27 protein-coding genes and 3 pseudogenes are annotated in these 23,575 nt (G+C 60.4%); 18 read left to right on the plus strand and 12 right to left on the minus strand.

The features are described 5' to 3' along the window. Positions 1–305: 305 nt before the first annotated feature. Both V5279_RS05555 and V5279_RS05560 read right to left on the minus strand, forming a co-directional pair. Complete coding sequence (locus V5279_RS05555) at positions 306–1,490, minus strand: tyrosine-type recombinase/integrase (protein ID WP_338695710.1); 1,185 nt, start codon at positions 1,488–1,490, stop codon at positions 306–308. A 381-nt stretch (positions 1,491–1,871) separates the two neighbouring features. Further along, positions 1,872–2,231: a PRC-barrel domain-containing protein gene (locus V5279_RS05560; protein ID WP_338695712.1), complete on the minus strand. Its 360-nt coding sequence runs from the start codon at positions 2,229–2,231 to the stop codon at positions 1,872–1,874. 1,530 nt (positions 2,232–3,761) lie between these two features. Here V5279_RS05560 and V5279_RS05565 point away from each other — a divergent pair. The 4 genes from V5279_RS05565 (at position 3,762) to V5279_RS05585 (ending at position 6,956) form a co-directional block, all read left to right on the plus strand. After that, on the plus strand, positions 3,762–3,965 hold the full coding sequence (locus V5279_RS05565) for a hypothetical protein (protein ID WP_338695714.1): 204 nt from the start codon (positions 3,762–3,764) through the stop codon (positions 3,963–3,965). Between the two features lie 267 nt (positions 3,966–4,232). Further along, the gene (locus V5279_RS05570) at positions 4,233–4,478 is read left to right on the plus strand and encodes a DUF6894 family protein (protein WP_165124165.1); all 246 of its coding nucleotides are present in this window, start codon (positions 4,233–4,235) and stop codon (positions 4,476–4,478) included. Positions 4,479–6,382: 1,904 nt separating this feature from the next. Next, positions 6,383–6,520, plus strand: a complete 138-nt coding sequence (locus V5279_RS05580; protein ID WP_338701905.1) for a hypothetical protein — start codon at positions 6,383–6,385, stop codon at positions 6,518–6,520. A gap of 295 nt (positions 6,521–6,815) precedes the next feature. Further along, positions 6,816–6,956, plus strand: a complete 141-nt coding sequence (locus V5279_RS05585; RefSeq protein ID WP_338695716.1) for a hypothetical protein — start codon at positions 6,816–6,818, stop codon at positions 6,954–6,956. Positions 6,957–7,153: 197 nt separating this feature from the next. Here V5279_RS05585 and V5279_RS05590 read toward each other — a convergent pair whose 3' ends face one another. The 7 genes and pseudogenes from V5279_RS05590 to V5279_RS05620 all read right to left on the minus strand — a co-directional run bounded on the left by V5279_RS05590 (position 7,154) and on the right by V5279_RS05620 (position 12,071). Further along, positions 7,154–7,411, minus strand: a complete 258-nt coding sequence (locus tag V5279_RS05590; RefSeq protein ID WP_338695718.1) for a hypothetical protein — start codon at positions 7,409–7,411, stop codon at positions 7,154–7,156. A gap of 51 nt (positions 7,412–7,462) precedes the next feature. After that, positions 7,463–8,095, minus strand: a complete 633-nt coding sequence (locus tag V5279_RS05595; RefSeq protein WP_338695720.1) for an isochorismatase family cysteine hydrolase — start codon at positions 8,093–8,095, stop codon at positions 7,463–7,465. Between the two features lie 160 nt (positions 8,096–8,255). Next, positions 8,256–8,962: pseudogene (locus V5279_RS05600) on the minus strand (YihY/virulence factor BrkB family protein); the annotation flags it as partial. A gap of 121 nt (positions 8,963–9,083) precedes the next feature. Continuing rightward, positions 9,084–9,926, minus strand: a complete 843-nt coding sequence (gene istB, locus V5279_RS05605) for an IS21-like element helper ATPase IstB (protein ID WP_176535476.1) — start codon at positions 9,924–9,926, stop codon at positions 9,084–9,086. Next, the gene (gene istA, locus V5279_RS05610) at positions 9,923–11,455 is read right to left on the minus strand and encodes an IS21 family transposase (protein ID WP_422389058.1); all 1,533 of its coding nucleotides are present in this window, start codon (positions 11,453–11,455) and stop codon (positions 9,923–9,925) included. The genes istB and istA overlap by 4 nt, the downstream gene beginning before the upstream one ends. A gap of 171 nt (positions 11,456–11,626) precedes the next feature. After that, positions 11,627–11,803, minus strand: a complete 177-nt coding sequence (locus tag V5279_RS05615; RefSeq protein ID WP_338695722.1) for a hypothetical protein — start codon at positions 11,801–11,803, stop codon at positions 11,627–11,629. A 118-nt stretch (positions 11,804–11,921) separates the two neighbouring features. Next, positions 11,922–12,071 carry a hypothetical protein gene (locus V5279_RS05620; RefSeq protein WP_166302450.1) on the minus strand — a complete coding sequence of 50 codons (150 nt, stop codon included), beginning with the start codon at positions 12,069–12,071 and terminating at the stop codon, positions 11,922–11,924. A 190-nt stretch (positions 12,072–12,261) separates the two neighbouring features. On the opposite strand from V5279_RS05620, the gene V5279_RS05625 reads away from it, so the two are divergent. The 10 genes and pseudogenes from V5279_RS05625 (at position 12,262) to V5279_RS05670 (ending at position 19,146) form a co-directional block, all read left to right on the plus strand. Continuing rightward, positions 12,262–12,837, plus strand: a complete 576-nt coding sequence (locus V5279_RS05625; protein WP_166302453.1) for a phosphatase PAP2 family protein — start codon at positions 12,262–12,264, stop codon at positions 12,835–12,837. Beyond that, the gene (locus tag V5279_RS05630; protein WP_166302455.1) at positions 12,824–13,429 is read left to right on the plus strand and encodes a cupin domain-containing protein; all 606 of its coding nucleotides are present in this window, start codon (positions 12,824–12,826) and stop codon (positions 13,427–13,429) included. Before V5279_RS05625 ends, V5279_RS05630 begins: the two co-directional genes overlap by 14 nt. Further along, positions 13,426–13,773, plus strand: coding sequence for a DUF3147 family protein (locus V5279_RS05635; protein ID WP_029084926.1), 348 nt, complete (start codon positions 13,426–13,428; stop codon positions 13,771–13,773). Before V5279_RS05630 ends, V5279_RS05635 begins: the two co-directional genes overlap by 4 nt. After that, positions 13,770–14,246: a hypothetical protein gene (locus tag V5279_RS05640; RefSeq protein ID WP_338695727.1), complete on the plus strand. Its 477-nt coding sequence runs from the start codon at positions 13,770–13,772 to the stop codon at positions 14,244–14,246. Before V5279_RS05635 ends, V5279_RS05640 begins: the two co-directional genes overlap by 4 nt. A gap of 1,131 nt (positions 14,247–15,377) precedes the next feature. After that, on the plus strand, positions 15,378–15,539 hold the full coding sequence (locus tag V5279_RS05645; protein ID WP_084518397.1) for a DUF2934 domain-containing protein: 162 nt from the start codon (positions 15,378–15,380) through the stop codon (positions 15,537–15,539). Between the two features lie 39 nt (positions 15,540–15,578). Further along, positions 15,579–15,935, plus strand: coding sequence for a hypothetical protein (locus tag V5279_RS05650; RefSeq protein ID WP_166302458.1), 357 nt, complete (start codon positions 15,579–15,581; stop codon positions 15,933–15,935). Positions 15,936–15,994: 59 nt separating this feature from the next. Further along, the gene (locus V5279_RS05655; protein WP_338695731.1) at positions 15,995–16,198 is read left to right on the plus strand and encodes a hypothetical protein; all 204 of its coding nucleotides are present in this window, start codon (positions 15,995–15,997) and stop codon (positions 16,196–16,198) included. Positions 16,199–16,534: 336 nt separating this feature from the next. Next, a complete protein-coding gene (locus V5279_RS05660; RefSeq protein ID WP_414645904.1) occupies positions 16,535–16,657 on the plus strand; it encodes a DUF5131 family protein in 123 nt (40 codons plus the stop codon). Between the two features lie 62 nt (positions 16,658–16,719). Further along, a pseudogene (locus tag V5279_RS05665) lies at positions 16,720–18,070 on the plus strand (IS3 family transposase). A 665-nt stretch (positions 18,071–18,735) separates the two neighbouring features. Next, on the plus strand, positions 18,736–19,146 hold the full coding sequence (locus V5279_RS05670; protein ID WP_338695733.1) for a hypothetical protein: 411 nt from the start codon (positions 18,736–18,738) through the stop codon (positions 19,144–19,146). Between the two features lie 233 nt (positions 19,147–19,379). On the opposite strand, the gene V5279_RS05675 is transcribed toward V5279_RS05670, so the two are convergent. The 3 genes from V5279_RS05675 to V5279_RS05685 all read right to left on the minus strand — a co-directional run bounded on the left by V5279_RS05675 (position 19,380) and on the right by V5279_RS05685 (position 20,443). Beyond that, the gene (locus V5279_RS05675; protein WP_338695735.1) at positions 19,380–19,535 is read right to left on the minus strand and encodes a hypothetical protein; all 156 of its coding nucleotides are present in this window, start codon (positions 19,533–19,535) and stop codon (positions 19,380–19,382) included. Then, entirely contained in the window at positions 19,507–19,710 is a 204-nt protein-coding gene (locus tag V5279_RS05680) for a DUF3606 domain-containing protein (RefSeq protein WP_338695737.1), read from the minus strand. The genes V5279_RS05675 and V5279_RS05680 overlap by 29 nt, the downstream gene beginning before the upstream one ends. Before the next feature lie 517 nt (positions 19,711–20,227). After that, entirely contained in the window at positions 20,228–20,443 is a 216-nt protein-coding gene (locus V5279_RS05685; RefSeq protein ID WP_338695739.1) for a hypothetical protein, read from the minus strand. 245 nt (positions 20,444–20,688) lie between these two features. On the opposite strand from V5279_RS05685, the pseudogene V5279_RS05690 reads away from it, so the two are divergent. The 4 genes and pseudogenes from V5279_RS05690 to tnpC form a co-directional block, all read left to right on the plus strand. After that, positions 20,689–20,751 (plus strand): annotated as a pseudogene (locus V5279_RS05690) (tryptophan-rich sensory protein); the annotation flags it as partial. Between the two features lie 245 nt (positions 20,752–20,996). Continuing rightward, positions 20,997–21,398: an IS66-like element accessory protein TnpA gene (gene tnpA / locus V5279_RS05695; RefSeq protein WP_338695741.1), complete on the plus strand. Its 402-nt coding sequence runs from the start codon at positions 20,997–20,999 to the stop codon at positions 21,396–21,398. Beyond that, positions 21,395–21,742, plus strand: a complete 348-nt coding sequence (gene tnpB, locus V5279_RS05700; RefSeq protein ID WP_029085227.1) for an IS66 family insertion sequence element accessory protein TnpB — start codon at positions 21,395–21,397, stop codon at positions 21,740–21,742. The genes tnpA and tnpB overlap by 4 nt, the downstream gene beginning before the upstream one ends. A gap of 93 nt (positions 21,743–21,835) precedes the next feature. Then, positions 21,836–23,428, plus strand: coding sequence for an IS66 family transposase (gene tnpC / locus V5279_RS05705; protein ID WP_338701880.1), 1,593 nt, complete (start codon positions 21,836–21,838; stop codon positions 23,426–23,428). Positions 23,429–23,575 lie beyond the last annotated feature (147 nt).

Below are 23,575 nucleotides of genomic sequence, written 5' to 3' on the forward strand. Positions count from 1 at the left end.
TCAAGATTCCGATCCCTGAGTTTCTGGGAAAAGAAAGCGTGTTCACGGTATCGACGTCGAGCACAACACGGGGATACGCCTGCTCGGCCTTGTCGCCGATGACGTGGCAAGAGCGGTCTCGACAAGTTCTCGCGGGAAATTGGATTCGTTCCCGGCCCAGTCTCGAAAACTGGAGCGGAAGCCGTGCACGGTGGCACTTTGGATTTTCATCCTGCGAAGCACCATTTCCATCGCCATGTTGGAGAGTGGCTTGTCACGCGCCTGCCCTTGAGGGATGAACGTCACGCCTTTGTGAGCGCGTGCAGTCACGCGCGCTGAAAGGAAACCACTTTTCCGGACTTCTGGGCCGCGCAGTACGCGGCCCAGGCCTCCATCAGTTTGCGGCGCTTCTCCAGAGCGTCGCTTCGCCTATACGCCTGCTCGGCCTTGTCGCCGATGACGTGGGCAAGAGCGGTCTCGACAAGTTCTCGCGGGAAATTGGATTCGTTCCCGGCCCGGTCTCGAAAACTGGAGCGGAAGCCGTGCACGGTGGCACTTTGGATTTTCATCCTGCGAAGCACCATTTCCATCGCCATGTTGGAGAGTGGCTTGTCACGCGCCTGCCTTGGGAAAACGAACTCGCCCGCCTTGGTTTCTTCAAGCTGACGCAGGATTATGACTGCGCGGGTGGCGAGCGGCACACGATGCTCTCGTCCCGCCTTCATTCTATGCGCAGGCACGGTCCAGGTCTTCTTGTCAAGGTCTACTTCGGGCCACCGCATCCCAAGGATCTCACCGGATCGCGCTACTGTAAGAATGCAGAGCTCAAGTGCCAGGGCGCCGAGAGATTCGCCTTCCTGGAGCCTTCTGAGGAAGGTAGCTACTTCCTCGTATGGCATAGCGGCGTGGTGTCCACGGCTTAGCTTTGAGGGGCGTGGTAGTAGGTGGTCAAGGTGACCGCGCCAGCGAGCCGGGTTCTCGCCATGTCGGAAGCTCTTCGCCTTGGCTGCATCAAGGACCTTCTCAATCCGACCACGAAGCCTCGATGCTGTTTCGGTCTTGATAGTCCAGATCGGCTTCAGCACCGCGAGCACATCGTCAGTGCCGATAGTGTCGACCGGCTTGCTCCGTAATGGTGCAGCGTAGGTTTCCAAGGTGCTCTTCCACTGAGCCTTGTGCTTCTCGTTTCTGAAGCCGGCGGACAACGCCTCTCGGACGCTGTCAGCCATTTCACCGAAGGTGGGGATACCATTGTCGCGCTTGCGCTCGTCGATAGGGTTCAATCCCTGCACGACCTTCCGCATCGCCATAGCGGCCTGCTCACGCGCGTCGGCCAAAGGCACGTTTATCGCGCTGCCGAGACCCATCTCATTTGCCCGGCCGCGCCAGGTGAAACGCAAGACCCATTTGCGCGCGCCGATGGGCGACACGACCAGGTAGAGGTTGCGGCCGTCGCTGTACTTGCCCGGCTTGGCGGTCTCGATCTTACGTGCGGTGAGATGTCCAGCCATCGCGTCTCAGTTGGTCCCCATATCCGTCCCCAAATGTGGTGCGGTTTGCAGCGAACTTGAATGGACGATAGCAAATATCTGCAGCAATATGGTTAGCGCAATTCGCGCGCTTTCACGACAGTCACGGTTGTTGACGAACGTCGCTGAACGAATCTGCGACGGACACTCTCTCCGCCATTTGTACGATTTTGTGCGACAATCCACTCAAAGCGCTGCCCGAAGCAAAGTTGGCTTCATGCAATACAAAAACGCGACCGTCATCCTCGCTGCAAAGCGGCCAGCGATCGCCGTTAGAGCTATGGTAGAGTTCGCGCTGACCGGGCATGTGCAAGTGCGCCGAGGCGCGCTCGAAAAACGAGCGCGCCGATGAGTTGAAAGCAATCAGAAGGGGACGCCGTAGTAGTCATTTACCGATCGGCCGACCGTTGGATCATTCCAATTCCAGCCGGCCTCGTCACGATACTTCGGCGCGCCTTGAAGCTGGCTCTCGGTTATGCCGGTAACATAGCCTTCGAGATTGGTATCGTACTTTAGCGAGGGCCAGGGCAACGGGTAGTGGTCATCACCGATGCCAAGAAAACCACCAAAGCTGAGCACCGCGTATGATACCTTGCCACTCGTCTTGTCGATCATCAGCCGCTCGATGCTGCCGATCTTGGTGCGGTCGACTCCGTAGACGGCGGTGCCTTCGACCTTGTCGCTTCCAATCAGATTGCCGGTCTCTTTGCTGTCCAACGCCATGGTGGTCCTCCCTTAAATAACTTTGGAAGCCAATCATCGTGATCATCAGACGTTCCTATCGGGGACGCCTCAATCTGTTAGACGGCGGTATTAAGGAGCCAGCCGCGAACGACCGGCCATTTGTCATCGCTGGATCGAAAGTCGAGCACGATGGAATGTGCAGATCGCAATTCAAGGAAAAACTTCAAGGCATCACGCTCCGTTGGATTTGCCAGGCCTGGCTGCGTCTCAATCCAACGGTCGCTTCCGCGGTTGTCAGGATGCTGCATCCAGAAAATGGCCCGACCATCCGAAGCCGGGGCGCCCAACCTTGGGGCAAGGTTTTCTTGCCGGCGAGGAGATGATTTTGGGGCTTCGCCAGCGAGCAACGGAGCCACGTTCTAGGAGCACGCAAGTTCCTACGCTGCCGCAGCTGCCTTCAAGGACACTTGGAACCGTCGTGTCACCGGCAGCGTTTCGTAATGAGTGAGCAGATCGTGCTCATATGTGCATGGGCATCGATCGATGATACCGCACCGCAACGGGGATCGCCGTCGGCCCAGCTTCGGTTATCATGTGAAAGTCCAATCGTTTCGCCTGATCACAGAACTGCTGACCGGCGCCCAGCGCCACCTTCAGCGTGGGATCGAGGCCGTTGGCGATGCCATCCCGCCGCCGTGGGTCCGCGGATTGAATTTGTCTTTCGGGAATCGGCGGTCTGATCTGGCTTCAGATCGCGCTTGCCCTCGTCCCAGAACAGACATTCATCACCTCGATGTGGAATGATGTGGTCGCAGACCAGCATTGAGCCGTTACGGCACTGCCGCGCATGCACTGCACCGTGAATTAGTTGATCAGCTCGGTCGTGGTCGCTATGCTGGTTCGCGGCCTGCGAGTGCTGATTGGCGTGCTCCCGGCCCTTGGCGTGGTCGCCCTTGCCATGATGCTCAGCGGAGATGCGTCTGTCCGATCTCGAGCCGCGGTTCACCTGCACAGCTTGTGGCAAGCGAGGCTCGATCATTCGTTCGGCTGATGCGCCCCGAGGATGGCACCGGTTAATGGGAGTCGCTAGCAATCGCGGCGTGAGGCGATGGCGGGTTCCGGGGCTGGAAAACCTATGCCTCGAACCGCATATTCGGCGGATGACCGCGAGGGACCATTTCAAGGCTTATTTGAAGTGCCCGCGTTGTGGGCTTACCGGCGTCGCCAGCTTGGCCGAACTTGATGAGCCGAGCCAGACAACCATGGTGGAGCAGCTTCCACGAGGCTTTAAAGTCGTGAATCAGCCTAGCAATTTCGCTAGCATCGATCTGTTCTGCGAACGGTGCGACGTGTCAGCAATCACCACAGATGAGTAGCCATCCCGAACGTCCGAAGATCGATCTCATCCAACTCGCGAACCGCGGAGACGTAGCCGTAACGAAGTTCCTTTGGAACTGCCGCCAAGGGGCGTACGTTAGCCTTTATCACCGCCCGGATCAGTGGCTTTTATCGGTGATGAGACCGCCCGGTTAGCGCTCCCGCCTTCCTCGAACAGGAAAGGAGCGCCCCATGGTCATCAAGCGGCGGCGTTTCAAACAACACCAACCCCTTCAAGAACGTCTGTGTGAGGAAGGACAGCGCCTGCGGGCGATGGCCACCGAACTGCCCGTTGGCGCGGCCAAGGAGGCGGCGCTCGAAAAGGCCCGGCAGATGGAAACCGCCTCACATGTAGACGAATGGCTTTCCTCCGCCGGCTCGCAGAGTCCGAAGTGAAGCGGACGAACCAGCGGCGTCCCATCATCGTAGACGTTGCAAGTCCCGACATTAAGCCCCGGGGAGTGTTCGCCGTCGACCTTGCCGACGATGAAACCGCGAGAATCGTGGCTCGAAAAATCGCCGCTGCAACCGGGCGGCGCGTGACACTTCGGGATGCTGACAGGATAGCGATAGAGACGGTTCCAGCCCCCAAAAGGCATTAAGCCCCGCGTCAGGAACCTGTTCTGCCTGCCTGCTTTGACAAGTAACGCAGTGAGGCGAACCATGACGCGCTATTATTTTGATCTGCGCGACGGTGAGGAGTTGGCCCCCGATGAGGAGGGCCTGGAACTCAACAGCATGCAGGCGGCGCAAATGGAGGCTGCTAAGTCGGTGGCAGATATGGTCCGGGACGTCGTGTATCAGTCTCAGCGCGTACACAACCACCGCATGGCGATAGAGGTCCGAGACGACAAGGGCCCTGTGATGCAGCTCAAGTTTACCTTCGAGATCGAAAAGAAATTGCAGTAAGGCCTACGCTTGATGGCGTTGAATCGGTTTGCGTTGGAGTGCATTGCAGTCGCCAATCGCCGAACTGCTCTGATATTTGTGATCGCGCTCGCGTAGCCAGCAACGAGACGCCCCCAGGTACGATCGGGCTGGCTCGGCCGCATCCGCCGTTTGATCTGGCGCCAGGCGGGCGCCACAACAGAGGGAGGGTAGGCAGGACGTGTGGTGTGAGGCTTGATGGTGTGGTCCGGCAATATCGTCGCCAAGGCTCTCACGCCGCAATCAATGCCCGAAGAACAACCACAGTAGGATGATCACAGGAATTGGCACGCCCAAAAGCCAAAGCAAAACTCCTCGTCCCATGGATTTCCCACCCTCGCTTAATCGCTTGGAGGGAAACGCCAGAGACAGCGTCCATGTTCCTGTTGCTATTCGATAGCCTTTTACATGGATCTTTGTCGGGATCGGAGCGACGCTTTCATGGCCGTGAGTCAAAGATCCGGCAGAGGTGGCAACCGGGCACTCGGCTCCTTGGCTCGGTGCCCGGTTCGCCTTGGACATCGGCCCGACGCCGGCGGCTGATCACAAGGCCGATCAGGCCGACCACTACCAGCACGGCGCCTGCGAGCATAAGCCAGTGCGGTACCCCCAACCAACCTATCGCGGACGTTTCACCTTGAGCCCTTCGCTTGGTAGCCGGGGCGATTAACTGTGCACGAAAATTCGCTAGATCTCGAAGTAGATCGCCGCGACCGAGCCGCCCCTGAGGAAGCTTGCGAGCGGTGGCTTCTAGCTTCACCGCCATCTTCTAACTTCCGAAGGTCGGTCACCGCCATTTCTTTACTTTCAGCCCGATCTCGACCAGTCGCCCGAAAACAAGCGGATTACTGCTTTTCTGCGGGGGCGCCGACGTCGCTTGGGGGTGGTGCAGCTGGGGATGACGGCGGCGGAGTTTCCGCCGTAGCAGGTGCACCGATGCAGTCACCCGCCCAGATCTTGGTCCCTCTGACCGTGCCGACCAGCTTGCAACCCATTGGCGCTTGCGGCCTGACATGAACGGGCGGCCTTTTTGCCGCCTTCGGTGGAGCAGCTTGAGCAAAGGCGCTAGCTGCAAAGAGCAGCGCGACAACTCCGATTAGCGGCTTCATAATTCCTTCCCCCTCTGCTGTCGAACGCGCGTTCACTTCCCATTCGCCTCAGCCCAATCTCCACCGCCGGTGCTTCATCGCAGCAACGATCGGAGGTAGATCGAAGCTAGCACCGACAACAGAAACGCAATTATTGCCGCCAACAAGACCGGTGTCCCGGAAGGTGCCAACGCATCCCGAATCCACCGGAGAAACCTCATTTCACACTGCCCCTCAACCCGAGCTCAACCAAACGCAAGGGCGTCCCTCCTATCATTCGTCGTCATAGTCGTAACGCCTTGGCCCATATTCGTCGTAACGTCTCGGACGATCTCGATCGTAACGCCTTTGCCCGTAGTCTCGATCCTCACCACGTCTGGGCACATTGTCGCCTTGTGCAAATACCGCGCGACACCCATCGCTGAGTTGTGAAGCATTTCGCCGTAAGCAAGCCACTATCCTGCCCGCATCGGGGACCTGCGCGCCGCATAGCCGCCAGACGTCGGGCGTGCAGGCCCTTTGTTGTTCCCACGTTCCCCTATACTCTTGCGAAAACGCGGTGCTTTGTAGGGTGATGCCGCAACCAAACGCTAATGCAAAGCTCAGTAAGATTGGAGGCGCTCGCATGTCTACCTTCCTTTGGATTGAAACGTGCGCGTTCCGCACGGAAAAAGTGGGTGGTCCTGCGATTGAAATAAACAATCGGGAAGGTCCGCATCGCACAACAACGAAAAAAAATGTCGGTCCGTTCCTATTCCAGCGAGGCGATGCCGCGAACCACGGCCCAGACGAGGCTAAATGCGCCATCGCCGCAGCCACGATTACCACCTGAAAGAACCCGCGCCCGATCGCATTGATGACTTTGGCGTATTGGGCAGCGGCCGGTTGCGAAAACCATCCGATCACGATGCCGACGGCCGCAAGCACGATCCCTAGTGCTAGGCCTCCGATCAACATGAAGATCATGACGACGCCCATCGACTATCGGTCCCCGGCGCAGCGCACTCGGCGATCGCGCTCCGCCGAATGTGGTCAGATCTGTGGACCGTGCTGGAAGGCTCTCACTTCTCGTTGCCCGACAGTGACAGCCTGCAGTCCGACCTGACGGGCCCTGGTTACAAATACACCAGCGACGGGCGCCTGATGCTCGCGAGGCGGTCGTGCCGATTCTGGTGGTCATAGCCTGGGTTTGCTGGGCTGTTCGGCTAGCGCCCGCCATCAGAAAAAATCAATGCTCTACGATCGGGCAGAAATCATCGAACCTGTGGAACGAGCAATGGCGAAAGTCAAAAATCCTGGAGAAGAAGCGGCGACGGGCGAAATCTCGCGAGAAAAGTTAAACGTTACAGCATCTAGACGCCGTCAGGAATGAGAGAAAGCCCGAGCAGCAACGATCAGAAGATCCGTCGAAGCCCCCGTCGAGCCGACCTTAATTCCCGGCTGATCCGGCCCCGTACGACTAAGGGACGCTGCACGTTTGCGGTCGGTCAGCCAAGGCATGTTCGAATTTGACGCGCCGTCTCGCTGACGATTGGAAGAGGCTCTTCTCTGCAGCGCGCGGAAGAAAAATCAGAGGGGAATGACTTCCTGGGCGCGGATGACGATTTGCTCCTGCGACAGTTCTGTTTCGAGCCGCTGGCGTAAGGAACGCCAGAATTCGGGTGCGAGCTTCGCGGCCATGACCTCGGTGACTGCGACATTGTCGCGTTCCGTCATCCCGCAATTGCGCCAAAGGCCCTCTCCAGGGGCGCGGACTAAGCTCGTCGCCCCGCCGAGTTTCTGGGTCAGTTCCTTCAGGAATTCATCGAACCATTCCTTGGAAACCACCTCACCCTTTCCGTTCCTTCGGTACGAGAATCTGCACGAGGTAAAAGTGGTTCATGACACAAATCTCGCGTCGTCGCCGGGCCAACTCGCGAGAAGGGTTTCAGTCGTGACGCATTCCACCTGCTGGCCGAACCGGTTCATGTAGATGTTCATCATGGAATCGTGTGTTTCGTCTGCCGAGCTGCAAAGCGCATCGGTTATGAGAATGACGCGGAACCCCCAGTCGACCGCGCCCAGTACGGTGGCGAGGACGCAAACCTCGGTCTCGCCCCCGGTGACGACGATGGTGTCGACATCAGCATCCCGCAGTTGCACTTGAAAATCGCTGCCTGTCCATGGCGAATACACGTGCTTGTCGAGGGTGCGAGCAGGCGGGACGAACCGCGCGAGATCCGGGACGAGTCCGATCATCTCGGGACCAAGCCGATCGATGGTCATCGAGTCCCAGCGCTCGTAGTAACGCCGCCACATCCCGACGCCCTGACCAGGGCTTTGCGCCGGAATGAAGCGGGTGAAAATAGTCCGCTCCGGATGGGCCGACGTAATCGCAACGACATTGGGCAAGACACGAGACAGCCAGGGCATCGTCCAATCCGTGCCTATCGCGAACATCCTTTGCATGTCTACGCAGATATGAACCGCGTTTCCGGGCGCGCCGTAGCGGAGTTCATCACCCTTTGACATGGATGCGTCCTCAAAGCCGGTTTCAACGGAGCGGTAGGAGCTTGGTTCCAGCGAGGGATGGCCGAGGCAGCGGCGCCGTGGTGGCAGCGAAGAATCGCACCGGCTATCGACCGCGTTCGTGGCGGGACGACGGCAAGCCCCGAAGCTTTCGCGGGAATTTTTAGGACCGATCTGGCCCCACGGTGTCTGCCATCTTGGCACCTCTGACGCCGAGTGGCTTGGGCCTTCCGGGCGTGCTGTCGCGAACAGTCTGATGCTCCATCTCGGCGTTGAGCTCTGCGCCAAGCAATATCGTGATCGCCGAAATCCAGAGCCAAGTCATGAAGCCGATGACCGCTCCCAAGGAGCCGTAGGTGGCGTTGAAGGTTCCGAAATTGGCGGCGTAGAAGGAGAAGAGGACTGAGGCAACAAGCCACAGGACGGCGGCTGCGGCGCTGCCCCAGGTGATCCAGGACCAGCGTGGCGCCTGCCGACTTGGGCCGAAGCGGCAGATGCAGGCGAGGGCGAGTGCCAGCGCCCACGAAGAGAGCCGGCCAGCGACCAATCCGGATCAGAAGGTCGGGCGGTGTTCGAATTCGACAGACCTACTACTGCAACACCACCGGGATCACGACGACCCCGCCGAGCGCCGCAAGGACGAAGGCAATCCCTCCGACTGTGAATCCTACCGGCGACTTCGTCGAGGTGCTTGGCGATGCTGGCGGGATCGGCAAACAGGCCGTAGATGGCGACGAGGGCGGCAATCGCGGGAAAGATCGCGAGCAGGCTGTAGTAGGTCATGCCGGCCGCGAGCGCGAGAATGCGGTGCTCACCGATGTTGCCGTAGACGCGCCATCCTCGTGCCGGGATTTGGGCGGGGGAGCTGGCGTATAGCGCGACAATCAGGATGAGAGCGGCGCGTCAATCAAGATGAGACGAGGCGGCCGAGTCAGGAGATAATTGACGCTGGCCGCCTACTTGGCAAGCGTTGATTGACGCTGCGCGACAATCAAGCGGCGCTGCCAGCGTCAATCACAGTCTTGTCGAGTTCGTTGGGGGTCGTGTGAACAGGTGGCCGGCCTGGACCGCGCTTGCGATCGAGGGCAACTTTTCGACGGTAACTTTCGACGTTCATCTCGAGGATCGTGGCGTGGTGGACCAAACGATCGATGGCAGCCAACGTCATTGCCTGGTCCGGGAAGATACGCCCCCATTCGCCAAATGGCTGATTGGCCGTGATCAGCAGCGAGCGTCGTTCGTAGCGGGCGGCGATCAACTCGAACAGCACACTGGTTTCCGCCTGATCCTTGCTCACATATGTGATGTCGTCGAGGATCAGGAGGTCATAGCGATCGAGTTTGGCGATCGCGGACTCCAGCGCCAGCTCGCGCCGCGCGACCTGCAGCCGTTGCACCAGATCAGTGGTGCGCGCGAAGAGAACGCGCCAACCGTTCTCGACGAGAGCCAGGCCGATCGCCGTGCCGAGATGGGTCTTGCCGCCGCCCGGTGGACCGAACAAGAGCAAATTGGCGCCGGCCTTCAACCAGGCGTCGCCAGCGGCGAGCGCCATCGCCTGTGCCTTTGATAGCATCGGCACGCTTTCGAAGTCGAAGGTGGCGAGCGTCTTGCCGGCGGGCAAACGCGCTTCCACCATGTGTCGCTCGATCCGACGGCGGGTGCGATCGGCCGCCTCGTGCTCGGCAAGGGCGGCGAGGAAGCGGGCGGCAGGCCACCCTTCCTTGTCCGACTGTGCGGCGAGCTTCGGCCAGATCGCCTTGACGCCCGGCAGGCGGAGCTCATTGAGAAGCAGCTCGACACGGGCAGCATCGACGGAGGTAGCGATACCGGTCATGCTGCCTCTCCCAGGTTCGAGCGGCCCGACATGACGCTGACGGAGGCGAGTTCATCGTAGACGTCGAGCGGCGCCAGCTTGACGGCGACACGCGGGATCGAGGCCGCCTCGGGTCGGAAGCGGTCGCGCAGCGCGGCAAGATCGGGTAACTGTCCGGCGTCCAGATCCATCGCGATCACCTCGGCGAGTTCTGCTTCGCAGGCGCGCTCGTGAGCCAGCGCCAGAAGCTCGACCGTCACCTTGCAGGCGCGCCGGTCATCACCATGCTCCCGCAAGGTCTCGAACAGACGTTTGTAAGCTGCACGCGGGAAGAGTTGGTCGCGATAAACGAGATTGAGGAGCGCCATCGGCTTGCGCCGCAGGGCATGGATGACGTGCCGGTAATCCACAACATGACCGCCCTGGCTCTCGGACACAGGCCGACCGCGCCGCAGCGTCACGACCGGCGTGACGCCAAGGAAGCATTCGAGCCGGTCGTCGAAGATGCGCACACGCAGGCGATGGCCGATCAATCTTGAAGGCACGGTGTAGAATACGCGCCGCAGGATGAAGCCGCCTGACGACGTCACCGGGATCACTTTCTCCTCGAAGTCGGTCGTGCGGCCTTTTGGCAGCGGCGCCAAGGCCTCCTTCTCGAGCGCGATCGGCTTGGCGAGGTTGGCGTTGCGCCGGCCGACAATCTCGTCGACAAAAGCCCGGTACGCATCGAGACTGGCGAACTCGCGCGTCCCCCGCAGCAACAGCGCATCTTCCAGTGCCCGCTTGAGATGGCCGTGCGCGCTCTCGATCGAGCCGTTCTCATGTGCGATGCCCGCATTGTTGCGCGTTGGCGCCATGCCATAGTGGCCCATCAGCCCGGCGTAGCGCTGCGTCAGATCCCCCCGTGCGTCGGCGGCCAGATTGCGGAATGCTGCCGACAGGCTGTCGCTGCGATGCTCCCGCGGCACGCCGCCAAGCGCCCACAGCGCGTTCTGCAAGCCCTCCGCCAGGGCGACGAAGCTTTCGCCGCCGAGCACGACATGGACATGCTCGAAGCCGGAGAACGCCAACCGGAAGTGATAGAGCCGGTGATCGAGCGGCTCACCCGCGATGGTAATACCGAGCGCGCTCACGTCGGTGAAGTCGGACAGACCCAGGCGGCCGGGCTCGTGCTGCTGGCGGAAGATCACGTCCTGTTCGGGGCCGTTGAGCGCCCGCCAGGCGTTGATGCGCCGCTCCAGCGTGCGGCGGATGTTCGGGTTCAAGTCATGATGCCGTCGGCGCAGCTCGTCCAGCACGCCGATCACGCGGATGCCGGGCGCAGCCTTCAGGATCGGAACGATCTCGGCGTCCCAATACTGCCCGAGCGGATCGGACCGGCGCCGGCCCCTCGGCGTCTTCTTCTGCGATGGCGGGCGACAATCGCCCTCGATTCGATACGCGCTTGCCTTCGAGAACCCCGCCTTGGCCGCGGCGGCCTCGGGGGACAGTGTCAGTCGGTACGTCATGTACAGCCTCATCTGGTGGTCGGTGATGTGGAGGCCAGGCAAGGCATCGATTCCCTCTTGTCGAGACGAACCAACAGCTTGCACCAGCCGCACCCGGCCGCCAGACGGGTCCAAAAACGCGCGACGCCGATGGGGACGGTCCTCCGGTCGGGCTGCGCCCTCCCTTCGGTCCGTCCCCATCGGCGCAGTCTCACCTTGATTGTCGCTGGAGTCTCACCCTGATCGCCGCCGCGCACTGGCGTGCCGTCCGCGATCTTTACCCTCGGTCGCCATCTCGGCGGGCGAGGCATGTCGGTCGGTTTCTCGGTTTTTAGGGAACGCTTCGTCCTTTTCCGGCTGGGCGAACCGGTCGGGCGGGACGATGCGATCCCACAGAAAAGCGACAGCCATCAGACCTCTGCCGCCAGACTCCATCCGGTGCCCTCCGCGCGTCGGGCTCCAATCTTTCCGGGTTCTGCCGTCACATCCTCCGCGAACTTCAATCTCACCGCGGAGGTTGGGTTCCTGCTCAAAGGCTCCATCGGCCTCGCAGCGATTTCAGCGGCAGCGAAATCCGGACGCAGAGACCTTCAGAGCGCCAGTCGCGCTCGATCTCGCCACCGCTCCGCTCGATTGTGGTTTTGAGCACCTTCGTGCCGAAGCCGGTGGTGGCGGGCACCTCAACTTCGCACGCGTCGTGTCCAGTCCAGGTCATCCGGACCCGGTTCGCATCCGTCACAAGTTACGGCACGCAGCCGCCTTCGTGGCTTACGGCCGTTCCCTGAGCGTGGTGGCGGACGCCGGGCGGTGGAGAACCGGGCACCCACTTCCGCGTTATGGAATCTGTAGATCGAAAAACCAGAGGACCGATGTCTCTTCTCACTGTGAAACCGACGAAGATCGACGAGAGGATCGCACGGACGGTGGCGCGCAAGACCAACTATCGCGTGGAGGAAATTGCACGCGGGTTAACTTGGGGCGCCGACGAGAAAATCCTTCTGGCGTTGGCCGCTGCGGGCTGGATGGCCACCCGTACGAAACAAAGGCCGCTGCGCCGCGCCGGCAACCATGCGCTGCTGGTCGCGGCAATAGCATCGCTGCTGCCGCACGTTATGAAGTCGGTCTTCGACCAGACGCGGCCGGACCGAAGGACCGTGTTGGGACATATTCACGGGATCTCGTTCTCCGGCAAGCGCGAAGACGCCTTTCCGTCCGGACACGCGATGCACATGGGCGCGCTCGCATCGGCGGCCGGTCCCCTGTCTCCGTGGCCGCGCCGTGCGATCTGCGCGCTTGCGGTCGGCCTCTGTTTGACGCGCATCATCGTGCTGGCGCACTGGGCAAGCGACGTCGTCGTCGGCTTCGCCCTTGGTGTGGCGCTCGAACGAATGCTTCGCCTGTGGACCGGCTATCCCGCCAAGGAGACAGATGATGCCGATACTTGAGGACCTGAAGGAATACGCAGAGCGTGCGACCGGTCTCCGCCGCCCGGGCAGGCGGCAGGCTTTCGGGCTCGCGCGGCCCCGAAAGCCCCATACCGTTCGGTTCAAGGACGATGGCTTGGTGCCCAACCATCCGCGCTGGCCGCTAATGCTCTACCGAGGCGTCGTCGGCCTCGACGAGCAGCATGATCCGGCGGCGGTGCTCGAAGACCTGTTCGAGGCCAACGGCTGGGGGGATAGCTGGCGCGACGGCATCTACGACTACGTGCACTATCACTCACGGATTCACGAGGTGCTCGGCATCGCCCGCGGCAAGGGCCGAATACGCTTTGGCGGCAGCAAAGGCAGGATATTCACGCTGAAGGCCGGCGACGTTGCGATCCTGCCCGCTGGAACCGGGCATCAATGTCTGTCGGCGGACAAGGACTTCCTGGTCGTCGGCGCCTATCCCCCGGCGGGCACCTACGACGAGTGTACAACCGCCGAGGAACGTCGGCGTGCGCTGAAGACCATCCCGAAAGTACCGGTGCCGCGCAAGGATCCGGCCTACGGCGCCGCAGGGCCGCTCATGAAGCTTTGGAAGAAGCAGAAATGAGCGAGTATGTCCTCCGTTTCCTAATCGGAGGCGCCGTCGTGTCGGCGTTCTCGATGCTGGGCGATGTCTTGAAACCGAAGAGCTTCGCCGGTCTGTTCGGGGCGGCGCCTTCGGTCGCGCTCGCAACACTAGGCCTCGCGATCTATCAGCACGGCGCCACCTACGCCGGTTCGCAAAGCCTTTCCATGATGGCCGGCGCGGTCGGGCTGGTGGTCTACAGCATCCTAGTTTGCCAGCTCCTCGTGCGTGAGGGGATGCGGGCGTTGCCGGCGACAATCGTCTCGATTGCCGTCTGGGTGGGCGTAGCCTTCGGTCTGTGGGTGCTCGCGGGAGGGCAGGCGTGAGGCTCCCGATCAAGGTCACGCCCTCGTCGCTGCGTGAAGGGCGGTGGTACGAATACTTGGTGCGTTTCGCCCTGGGCGGCGCTGCCACCGTGTTCACGGGGCTTATCAGCGGTTCTTACGGACCCTCGATCGGAGGTCTCTTCCTCGCGCTCCCGGCAATCTTCTGCGCCAGCGCGACCTTGATCGAGAAGCACGAAACCCGTCGCAAAAAGAAGGCTGGTCTTGAAGGGAGGCGGCGAGGGCAGGAGGCCGCCGCACTCGACGCCGCCGGTGCCGCGCTGGGCGCTTTCGGCATGCTCGCCTTCGCCGCAGTGTTCTGGCTCCTCGTGGAGCGAAACGTGGCATGCGCGTTCATCGGCGCTTCCCTGGCTTGGCTGACGGTGGCAGTCACCGCCTGGCTCGTGCGGCGCCAGGTCCGCGTCGTTCGGTTAGCTCAAAGAGAAAGCGGCCCCGCGCTGTCGCGGAGCCGCTGAAACCATCTTGAATTTCAATCAAGCTGCGTTCGAAGCCTTGGCTTGACGCCTTGCGCAGCGACACCGTGTTGAGCTTGGTGTTGGCCGCCCTCTTCGTTCAGATTAGTATTGAGGAAGCGCGCGATCTCGTCGTGACCAAGTTCCTGTTCTAGATCGCTTGGGACTACCGCGATCCGGACGGAACCAAGGTTCGGGCCATAGGTTGCAGGTGCGGCAATAAGCACACTTCGTCCGCTTTTGCAGGGCGACGGGTTAGCGGACCTAAAAGAAACGCTCTTGCGCGAGGCGGACGCTCCATCTTCTCGCCAGAGCTTGCAGTAGCCGCCTAGGAACGCACCCGTTCCCGAACGATTAAAACAAAATGCGCTATCGAAAGTGGACTGCTGAAGAAGTTGAGCGACTGAAAGCTATGATCGCTGCGCGCGCGAGTGCTAACCGCATCGCAGTCGCACTGAGGCGTCCTGTCCATTCGGTTTATCTGCGGGCCCGCAGCTTGGGTCTGCCCCTTCCAACTCGCACAGAAGAGCGCACACGAGCTAGAAATTTGCTTAAGTCCAGCGCAAGCTCGCAAAGCTAAACGGCCGCCTGCTTCATCCTCGATGCGTCCCGCATTTAGGTTACTCGACCGCCGGGCCGCGCGAACTCTTTCGTCAAGACCTGTGCGGTCAAGTTGATCGAGCAGATGCTGGCTAGACGGACGAAACCCTCAGCTTGCGGGCACGGCAAAAATCCTTAAGCGGCCTAAGGCGCCTAGTGGCACGAAAGCCGCGCCGGTCGATCGTCGGGGCGGCCCGGCTTGGAGTACCGTTAACGCTTCGCAGGCGGCCCGCTCTTGTTGCCGGGCAACCCTTTCACGTTCGAAGAATCCTGCTGCTGAACGTGCTCGTTCTGAGGATTCGAGCCTACGGTGCTTGGCCCGGCGCAGGCCCGTTCTTGTTTCCTGGCGAGCCCGCTATGCCGGTGCCGGAATTTTGACACCCGGCGCCCGGCCGCCTTCGATCGTGTGGGCCACGGTCCGAGTGGTGTCCCTGGCGGTAAGGTAGCAACGTCTTCTCCGATGGTCTCATAATCGGGAGCATAATCGAAGGAACGCATAAAGTATCTCTCCGTTTAAGGGGCAGGAGAGGCCCAATGAACAGACGGATTGACGAAGCAGTAGCGGCGCGCGCCTATAAGCTTTGGGAGAAGGCCGGCAAACCGGAAGAACGGGATGAGGAGTTCTGGCATCTGGCCGAGCAGGAATTGCTCAACGAGGATAAAGGATCGCCGCTGCGGACCCCGGATACGTTGTGACCAACCTTTGCTGCGAGTGCGAGGGGATTGGCGGAGCGGATGGCGAGAACGCGCGGTAACGACCAACCCGGATTAGGCTATCACTTGAAGGTGCATTCCTTCCGCACAATCACGGCGATCCTGGCATGGGTGTTGATCGTAGCCGCCTTCTACGAGAAGCCGGAACTGCTAACTGGCGCACAGCGCATTCTCCAACGCGGCATTGAGACGATCGGCGACGCCATTCCGCCCCCTTGGGGACCTCGCATCGAATTCGTCTTCCGGGAGATAGGTGGCCTGATCTGGCTCCAGATTACATTGGTTGTCCTCGTCCTACGGATCGGTCTTTCCACGATCGCCGGGCTTTGGCGGATGACCGCGCGCCGCGACCGGGTTCTGTATCGGTCCGAAGAGTAGCACGGCATCTGCATGTGGCGCGTAGACCATGACCATGACCACCACGATAGGATCGACCGATGGAACCAGCGACCCTGCCTGCTACCGCCTTCAAGTCGCCGGCGATCAGCCTTTCAGGCGTCGTCGACTACAATATGTACACCGCGTTTCGAACGCAGTTCGACAACGCAGCCGATAAAGACTGTCATTCGGCCTGCAATATTGACCCCCTAAGCCGGGGGATCGGCGTCCAAAATTGGACGCCGATGAGGGGGCAAATTTGAACGCCGATTGACAGATTTGAGCGAAGCCTAGTCGCGCGAAGGCGAGGAAATGTGCTCGGCTTCAGCCCGCAGCCGTTCAATCGTGTTGCCGCAAAGTAATCCCTGCGCGCATGCATGAATCGCAAGAACCACCCTGTGAGAAATTCATACTTGTCGCTCCAAGCGAAAGAAAAACGGAACACGCTATTCTCCCTGAAATGCCTTCCGAGGAGACGTCGTCGGCTCGATGACGTCGGTGCTTTTAGCCACCGCTAAAGGCGAAAAATAAACTTGTAAAGGATGCGACCGTGACCGGTGTCTCGGGCAGAGCGATGCTCTGAACTTTGGAGATTTGTGATGGGTGAAAATTCGAAAATAGAATGGTGCGATCATACATTCAATCCATGGATTGGCTGCCAAAAAGTCTCGCCGGGCTGTGATAATTGCTATGCCGAAGGTGTTTGCCGTCAGGGCGTGTGAGACAAATTGAAGGATTTTGCGGAGGGAGGATTTCTGGTTCATCGTAGCCACCAGGAGCGAAGATGAAGCAGAAATCCGGACCGGGCAAAGCGCGGCAGAACAGGTACTAAGGGACATTCGGCGCCAGACCCGCCGGCAGTATTCGGCGGAAGAGAAGATCCGCATCGTGCTGGAAGGACTGCGGGGCGAGGAGAACATCTCCGAGCTCTGCCGGCGTGAGGGCATTGCCGCCTCAATGTATTACGGCTGGTCGAAGGAGTTCCTCGAAGCCGGTAAGCGCCGCCTGGCGGGCGATACGGCGCGTGCGGCGACCTCCGGCGAGGTGACGGATCTCCGTCGTGAGACGGCCGCATTGAAGGAAGTCGTGGCCGACCTCACCCTTGAGAACCGCCTACTCAAAAAAAGCATGAACGGGGATGGGGAGGACGAGGCATGAGATATCCTGCGTCCGAGAAGGCCGAGATCATCCAGTTGGTCGAGCAGTCGCACCTGCCGGCCAAGCGCACGCTGGACAAGCTCGGGATCCCACGCGCCACGTTTTATAGATGGTATGATCGCTATCGTGATGGCGGCGTCGAGGCGCTGGCTGACCACCGGTCTCGACCTGACCGGATATGGAATCGCATCCCCGACGATGTGCGGGGCCAGATCATCGACCTGGCGCTGGAGCTGCCCGAGCTGTCGCCGCGCGAGCTGGCCGTGCGGTTCACCGACGAACGGAAGTATTTTGTCTCCGAGGCATCGGTCTATCGGCTGCTGAAGGCGCATGACCTCATCACCAGCCCCGCCTATGTGGTGATCAAGGCGGCGAACGAGTTCAAGGACAAGACCACCGCCATCAACCAGCTCTGGCAGACCGACTTTACCTACCTCAAGATCACCGGCTGGGGCTGGTACTACCTGTCGACCGTGCTCGATGACTTCTCGCGTTACATCGTCGCCTGGAGGCTTGGTCCCACGATGTGTGCCTCCGACGTCACGGCCACACTCGACCAGGCACTCGCGGCCTCCGGCCTTGACCACATCACCGTCGCGCACCGGCCGAGGCTTCTCAGCGACAATGGTTCGAGTTACGTCGCGGACGATCTGGCCAGGTGGCTCGAACACAAGGGCATGCAGCACGTGCGCGGCGCTCCGTATCATCCCCAAACCCAGGGAAAGATCGAGCGCTGGCATCAGACCCTGAAGAACCGCATTCTGCTCGAGAACTATTATCTACCTCACCACCTCGAACGGCAGATCGGCGCCTTCGTCGAGCATTACAACCACGTCCGCTATCATGAGAGCATCAAAAACCTGACCCCGGCTGACGTCTACTTCGGCAGAGCCGAGACCATCCTAACCGAACGACAGCGCATCAAGCGTGAGACCATCGCAAACCGCCGCTTGCAGCACCAACTGCAGGCCGCTTAAACTCCAACAACAGATGAGCCAGAGCCTCCCTTCTCGAAAAGCCTGATTAGTCTCAAATTATCTGACGACGGACACGCCGAAATTTGCCCAGAATAAGGCGGCTAAGTTATTGGCCGATATCATAGAATGAGGATGCCAGGGACGTTAAATTCCCAATCCCAATGCTGTCCCAGTGCCCTTGAGAGTCGGTCGCCACATGTTTGTGGGTACGATTGTGGGTGACACTGATCGATTTAGAAAAATCATTGTTTATCAAATAGATACGAATTTCATAAGCGGCTGATGCCGTTAATCGGAACGCAGCGACCGGCCCCATTTTGCTGCCGGCCTACTGCAGAGCGTAGGTAGGTTTTGGGCTTCAGGGGCGCGGGCGCCATCAACTACTTGGGGCGGCAGCCCTTCGCCAGGGCTGTAGCGCTTTTCTTCAAGCCTCGACCCACCGGCGCTTGATTGTATTGACGAGCGCCGGGGAGTTTCTAATTGCTTCTCGCGATGTTTCCCAATCGCTTCCCAATTCTGAAATCTGGGAAACAAGAATGATCAGAACTAACGATAACTTGCTGTCTTTGCTTGGTGAGCGCGGAGGGGACTCGAACCTTCGACCCCATAATTAAAAGAAATGGGCGATGACATTTGGACAATGAACGGAGCTTGTTTGCTCGTTTATGGGAGTGGATGAGCAGAAGCCACATCCTGATATCGCGAAGTTCTTTTCGAGTAAGTCCCACTACTTCACCAAGCTCGGAGATGCTCTCAACAGAGTTCGGCCGCAAGAGTTCTCGGACATCATGATTGAGCAGACGTGGTTTGAGCCGCCGCGCCGCTACGTCGAGATTTCAGAAGCCATCGAAAAGCTACTCGCTCAGGTCTGGTACAATCGACATCAGGTCTGGAACGAGAAATTGAGGAGCGGCGAAGCAACGCTGATCGATAGCGACGCCGAGCGCGGGAAAGACCCGTTCGGCCTCCGCATCCATCGCCGAATATGGGAGGGAGCCGAGAGAATGCGCGCAGGGTCGAGCAGAAATATGGATTGGAGCAGCTCGGCCCTTGGGACGATTTCGAATGGGGCATGATCAAACGGCAAGCTGTCGGCGCTACGATGGGTGCTCAGCGATGACTGGGACATGCTTGACACTTGAGCCGAACCATCACCTGCGAGGCAGGCAACTTTCGAATACGAATGGGCTAGGGTCGGCATCGCCTAGCGTGTGGCCACGCAATCGGAGCTAGCCGATCCTCAGTGGTCGGGAGGGCGCCAGGGTGTATTATTGTCGGAATCCTCTAATGTCGCACTTTTAAGCGGACTTTAGTTTGCAATGCTATCCGGTTTTGCCGTTGAGGCGAGTTCGTACTGGCGCGCTTTCTCCAGCAGAGCGTCGCGTACCGGGCCAGGAGGCAGCAGCGCGGCCTGTCTTCGAGCTTCTTTTGCGCACTCAGCACTGGCTTCCTGATCTTTCGTCATGGGTAGCCTCCAGCTCCTTACGAACGGCCGCGGCAGCATTCCCAACTTTATCGATGACCTTACAAAGCTCTTCCTTTGAGATACCGAGCGCATGAGCCCAACATTTCATTTGGTCCGGCGAATGCACGTTGATCTTCGAACGCTCGAACTGCTCTTTCTTCGCAAGGCCGTCCATAATCCAACAACTCGAGCTCGGGCACCGCGTTCCTAACTAGAAGCGGGGCGCTCGCGCGTTCACCGATCAGGAGGTGCATAGCGTCGTCCGATCGTCGAGTTTAGGCTGTTCCCGATCAGAACTGCCTAAACGGGCCACGTTGAGTTACATTGCCGTCGGTCAGCTCGGTGTCAGCGCGCGATTGGCTTCCGAAAGCCCAAGCAGCCATGGAAGCGGCCGGGCTCACTTGTCGAGAGGAAGGGACCACGAAGGACCAATCCAAATAGAAGCGCCGCTAGCGTGAGCTTGGACGGGCGAGGAAGTAAAGCAGGTTAGGTCGCTGGAAAGGGCACACTGTCAGTGCGCGAGGGTCTCACGGAGCAGTCCGCTCCGCTTTGGCCAATATCGCCAAGTCTATTACACTCACATCTCATGCCGGCGCCACACTGGCATCCGCGCGGGTCTTTCGTCCACGCTAGGTGCGGATGGTTCTCGCACATCCAGCCGAGGCCGCCACAGATCGAACAGTTAGGATTAATCATGCCGCGAGCAGGCGCTTGTAACGCCGGTAAGCGTCAATGGCATGGTTTGCCAGCACAAGCATACGATGCTCGCCAGCCCGGGACATGTCGTCGATATTTCTAAAGAGAAAGCGGCTCGCGTCGCCAGGGTCTGCAATTTCACCCGATCGCTCGAGGAAGTCCCAGGCAACCTGGACCGACTTCTCTACGACGATTGGCAGCGTCTCGCTCATAGGAAGGAAACTTTGGTCGATCTTGATAGTTCCTCCGGCAAACTCCGATACACTGGGCTCTTAGCGCGGCCGCCCTTTAACGCCGTTACAAATCACCGGCCTGTTCGCCGTCGTCGAGCCCATGAAACCACGAAAACTAGCTTTGCTGACTTTTCTTGCCGGAGTCGTCGGTTCTGGCTGGCTGATCGGAGCAACCAACTTGCCGGGCATGGTACTCCGCGCTTCGAAAGCCGGCATTCAATCTTCCAAATTGGATTTTTTCGCCAACCTGGACGGCCCTCTATGTGATGATCGCGATCGCTGGCTAGCGTAAATACCTGCAGGAGCGAGATGGCGCAGCCTCGCAAGTCTGGCTTGGAGAGATGGTACTCAATTTCCTTTAGTTTCCCACCGTCTTTCGATTTCATAGTTTGGCAATGGGTATCGTCGTTATCCTGCTAATGCTAAGTCTAATTCTGCTGTTCATTCGTACGCCTCCGGTGGAGGCCGCCTTCCCGGATCGGGTTCGAGCGTGAGATGGTTTGCGCATTAATTCGCAAACAAATGAGCAAACGTGACGACGGTTACGGTTCTGTGCGGTCCTGAGCGGCGACGGCGGTGGACGAGTGCGGAGAAGCTTCGGATCGTGGAGGAGAGTCTGGCGCCTGGGGCCAGTGTTGTCGAGGTTGCTCGGCGACACGACGTTCACCGCAATCTGGTTACGGCCTGGCGGCGGCAGGCGCGGACCGGTGTCCTCGCTTGCGGGGCCGAGCCGATGCAGCGGCAGGATGACGAGGTCGGTTTTGCGCCAGTCTCCATTGCGCCAGACCGGCAACCGTTGACCGCGCCCTCGGGAAGCTGCGGTGCGATCGAGATTGAGTTCGCGGCCGGGGCTCGGATGCGGATCACCGGTGCGGTTGACGCGGCGACGCTGACCGCAGTCGTGGCGGCGCTGACTGATGGACGGCCGCGATGATCCCGTTGCCAGCCGGCGTGCGGGTATGGCTCGCGACCGGCCATACCGACATGCGGAAGGGCTTTCCGTCGCTGGCATTACAGGTTCAGGAGATCTTGCATCGCGACCCGCTGGGCGGCCACCTGTTTTGCTTCCGCGGTCGCCGCGGCAACCTGCTGAAGGTGATCTGGCATGACGGCCAGGGCGCCTGCCTGTTCACAAAACGCCTTGAGCGCGGCCGCTTCATCTGGCCGAGCCCGGCCGAGGGTGTGGTGACGATCTCATCGGCGCAGCTCGGTTATCTCTTGTCCGGGATCGACTGGCGGCACCCACAAGAGACGTGGCGACCGGCATCGGTCGGATGAGGCTTTGAGCTTGCGGATCGTGATGGATGTGATTCCATCATCATCGTGACCACATCTGAATCGCTTCCGACCGATCTTGCCGCTGCGCATGCGATGATCCTCGCGGAGCGCGCCGCGCGCCTGGAAGCGGAGGCGGTTGCGGCGAACGCTAAAGCGGAAGCTGCCAATGCGAAGGCGGCCGAGGCACTGATCCGTTACCTCAAGCTCGAGATCGAGAAGCTGCGTCGCCAGATTTACGGCAGCCGCTCGGAGCGCAAGGCGCGGCTCTTGGAGCAGATGGAGCTTGAGCTCGAAGAGCTGGAAGCAACCGCAACCGAAGACGAGTTGGCGGCTGAGAGGGCGGCAGCCAGGGCGCAGACGGTGCAATCCTTCCAGCGCAAGCGTCCGTCGCGCAAACCGTTCCCCGACCATTTGCCGCGCGAGCGTGTCGTAGTCGCCGCACCGCAGAGCTGCCCTTGCTGCGGCTCATCGAAGCTATCAAAGCTGGGCGAAGATATCACCGAGACGCTGGAGGTCATTCCCCGGCAGTGGAAGGTGATCCAGACGGTGCGCGAGAAGTTCTCGTGCCGGGACTGCGAGACGATCACCCAGCCGCCAGCCCCCTTCCACGTGACGCCGCGCGGCTTTGCCGGGCCGAACCTGCTGGCCATGATCCTGTTCGAGAAGTTCGGCCAGCATCAGCGCTTGAATCGGCAGAGCGAGCGCTACGCCCGGGAGGGCATCGATATGAGCCTGTCGACACTGGCTGACCAGGTCGGCGCCTGTGCGGCGGCCCTGCAGCCGCTCTATCGGCTGATCGAGCGTCACGTCCTCTCCGCCGAGCGACTGCATGGCGATGACACCACGGTGCCGATCCTGGCCAAGGGCCAGACGGTCAAGGGACATATCTGGACCTACGTTCGCGACGATCGGCCGTTTGGCGGGCGGGCGCCGCCGGCCGCGCTCTATTACGCCTCGCGCGACCGGCGGCAGGAGCATCCCACACGGCATCTTCAAAGCTTCTCCGGCATCCTGCAGGCCGATGCCTATAGCGGCTACAACGAGCTGTATGACGCCTCGCGCGTGCAGGGGCCGATCATGTCCGCACTCTGTTGGGCCCACGCCAGGCGGCAGTTCTTCGAGCTGGCGGACATCGCGGCCAATGCGAGGCGAGACAAGAATGCCGCAGCGATCTCGCCGATTGCCCTGGAGGCGGTCAAGCGCATCGATGCACTGTTCGATATTGAGCGCGGCATCAACGGCCAAAGTGCCGGAGAGCGTCTGCGGGTGCGCAAGGAGCAAAGCGCACCCCTGCTGGCGGTGCTGGAAGCGTGGCTGCGCGAGCAGCGTGCTCGGCTATCGAACTCCTCATCGGTCGCCAAGCCAATCGATTACATGCTGCGCCGCTGGGATCGGTTCACTCGCTTCATCGATGACGGGCGGATCTGCCTGACAAACAATGCGGCGGAGCGCGCGCTGCGCGGTTTTGCTCTCGGCCGCAAGTCCTGGCTATTCGCCGGCTCGGAACGCGGCGCTGACCGCGCCGCCATCATGGCGACGCTGATCATGACGGCAAAGCTCAACGACATCGACCCGCAAGCCTGGCTGGCGGACGTCTTGGCCCGCATCGCCAGCACCCCGCAAGGTCGGCTCAGTGAGCTGCTGCCTTGGGAATGGAAGAACAGCCCCGTCCAGTCTGCGGCCTGATCGGGCGACCGCACCGCGCGATCATGCCGCGGCCCTCACCGGACGGTTACGTTCATTCGTCTGCAATGGCGCGCAAATCGGCTCGCGGCGCTTCTATTCGTTCCTTACGCGTTTGCATCGCTATTAAACGTCGCTCTGTATCGATTT

This window comes from Bradyrhizobium sp. 26S5 (assembly GCF_036923295.1).
Lineage (GTDB): Bacteria > Pseudomonadota > Alphaproteobacteria > Rhizobiales > Xanthobacteraceae > Bradyrhizobium > Bradyrhizobium septentrionale.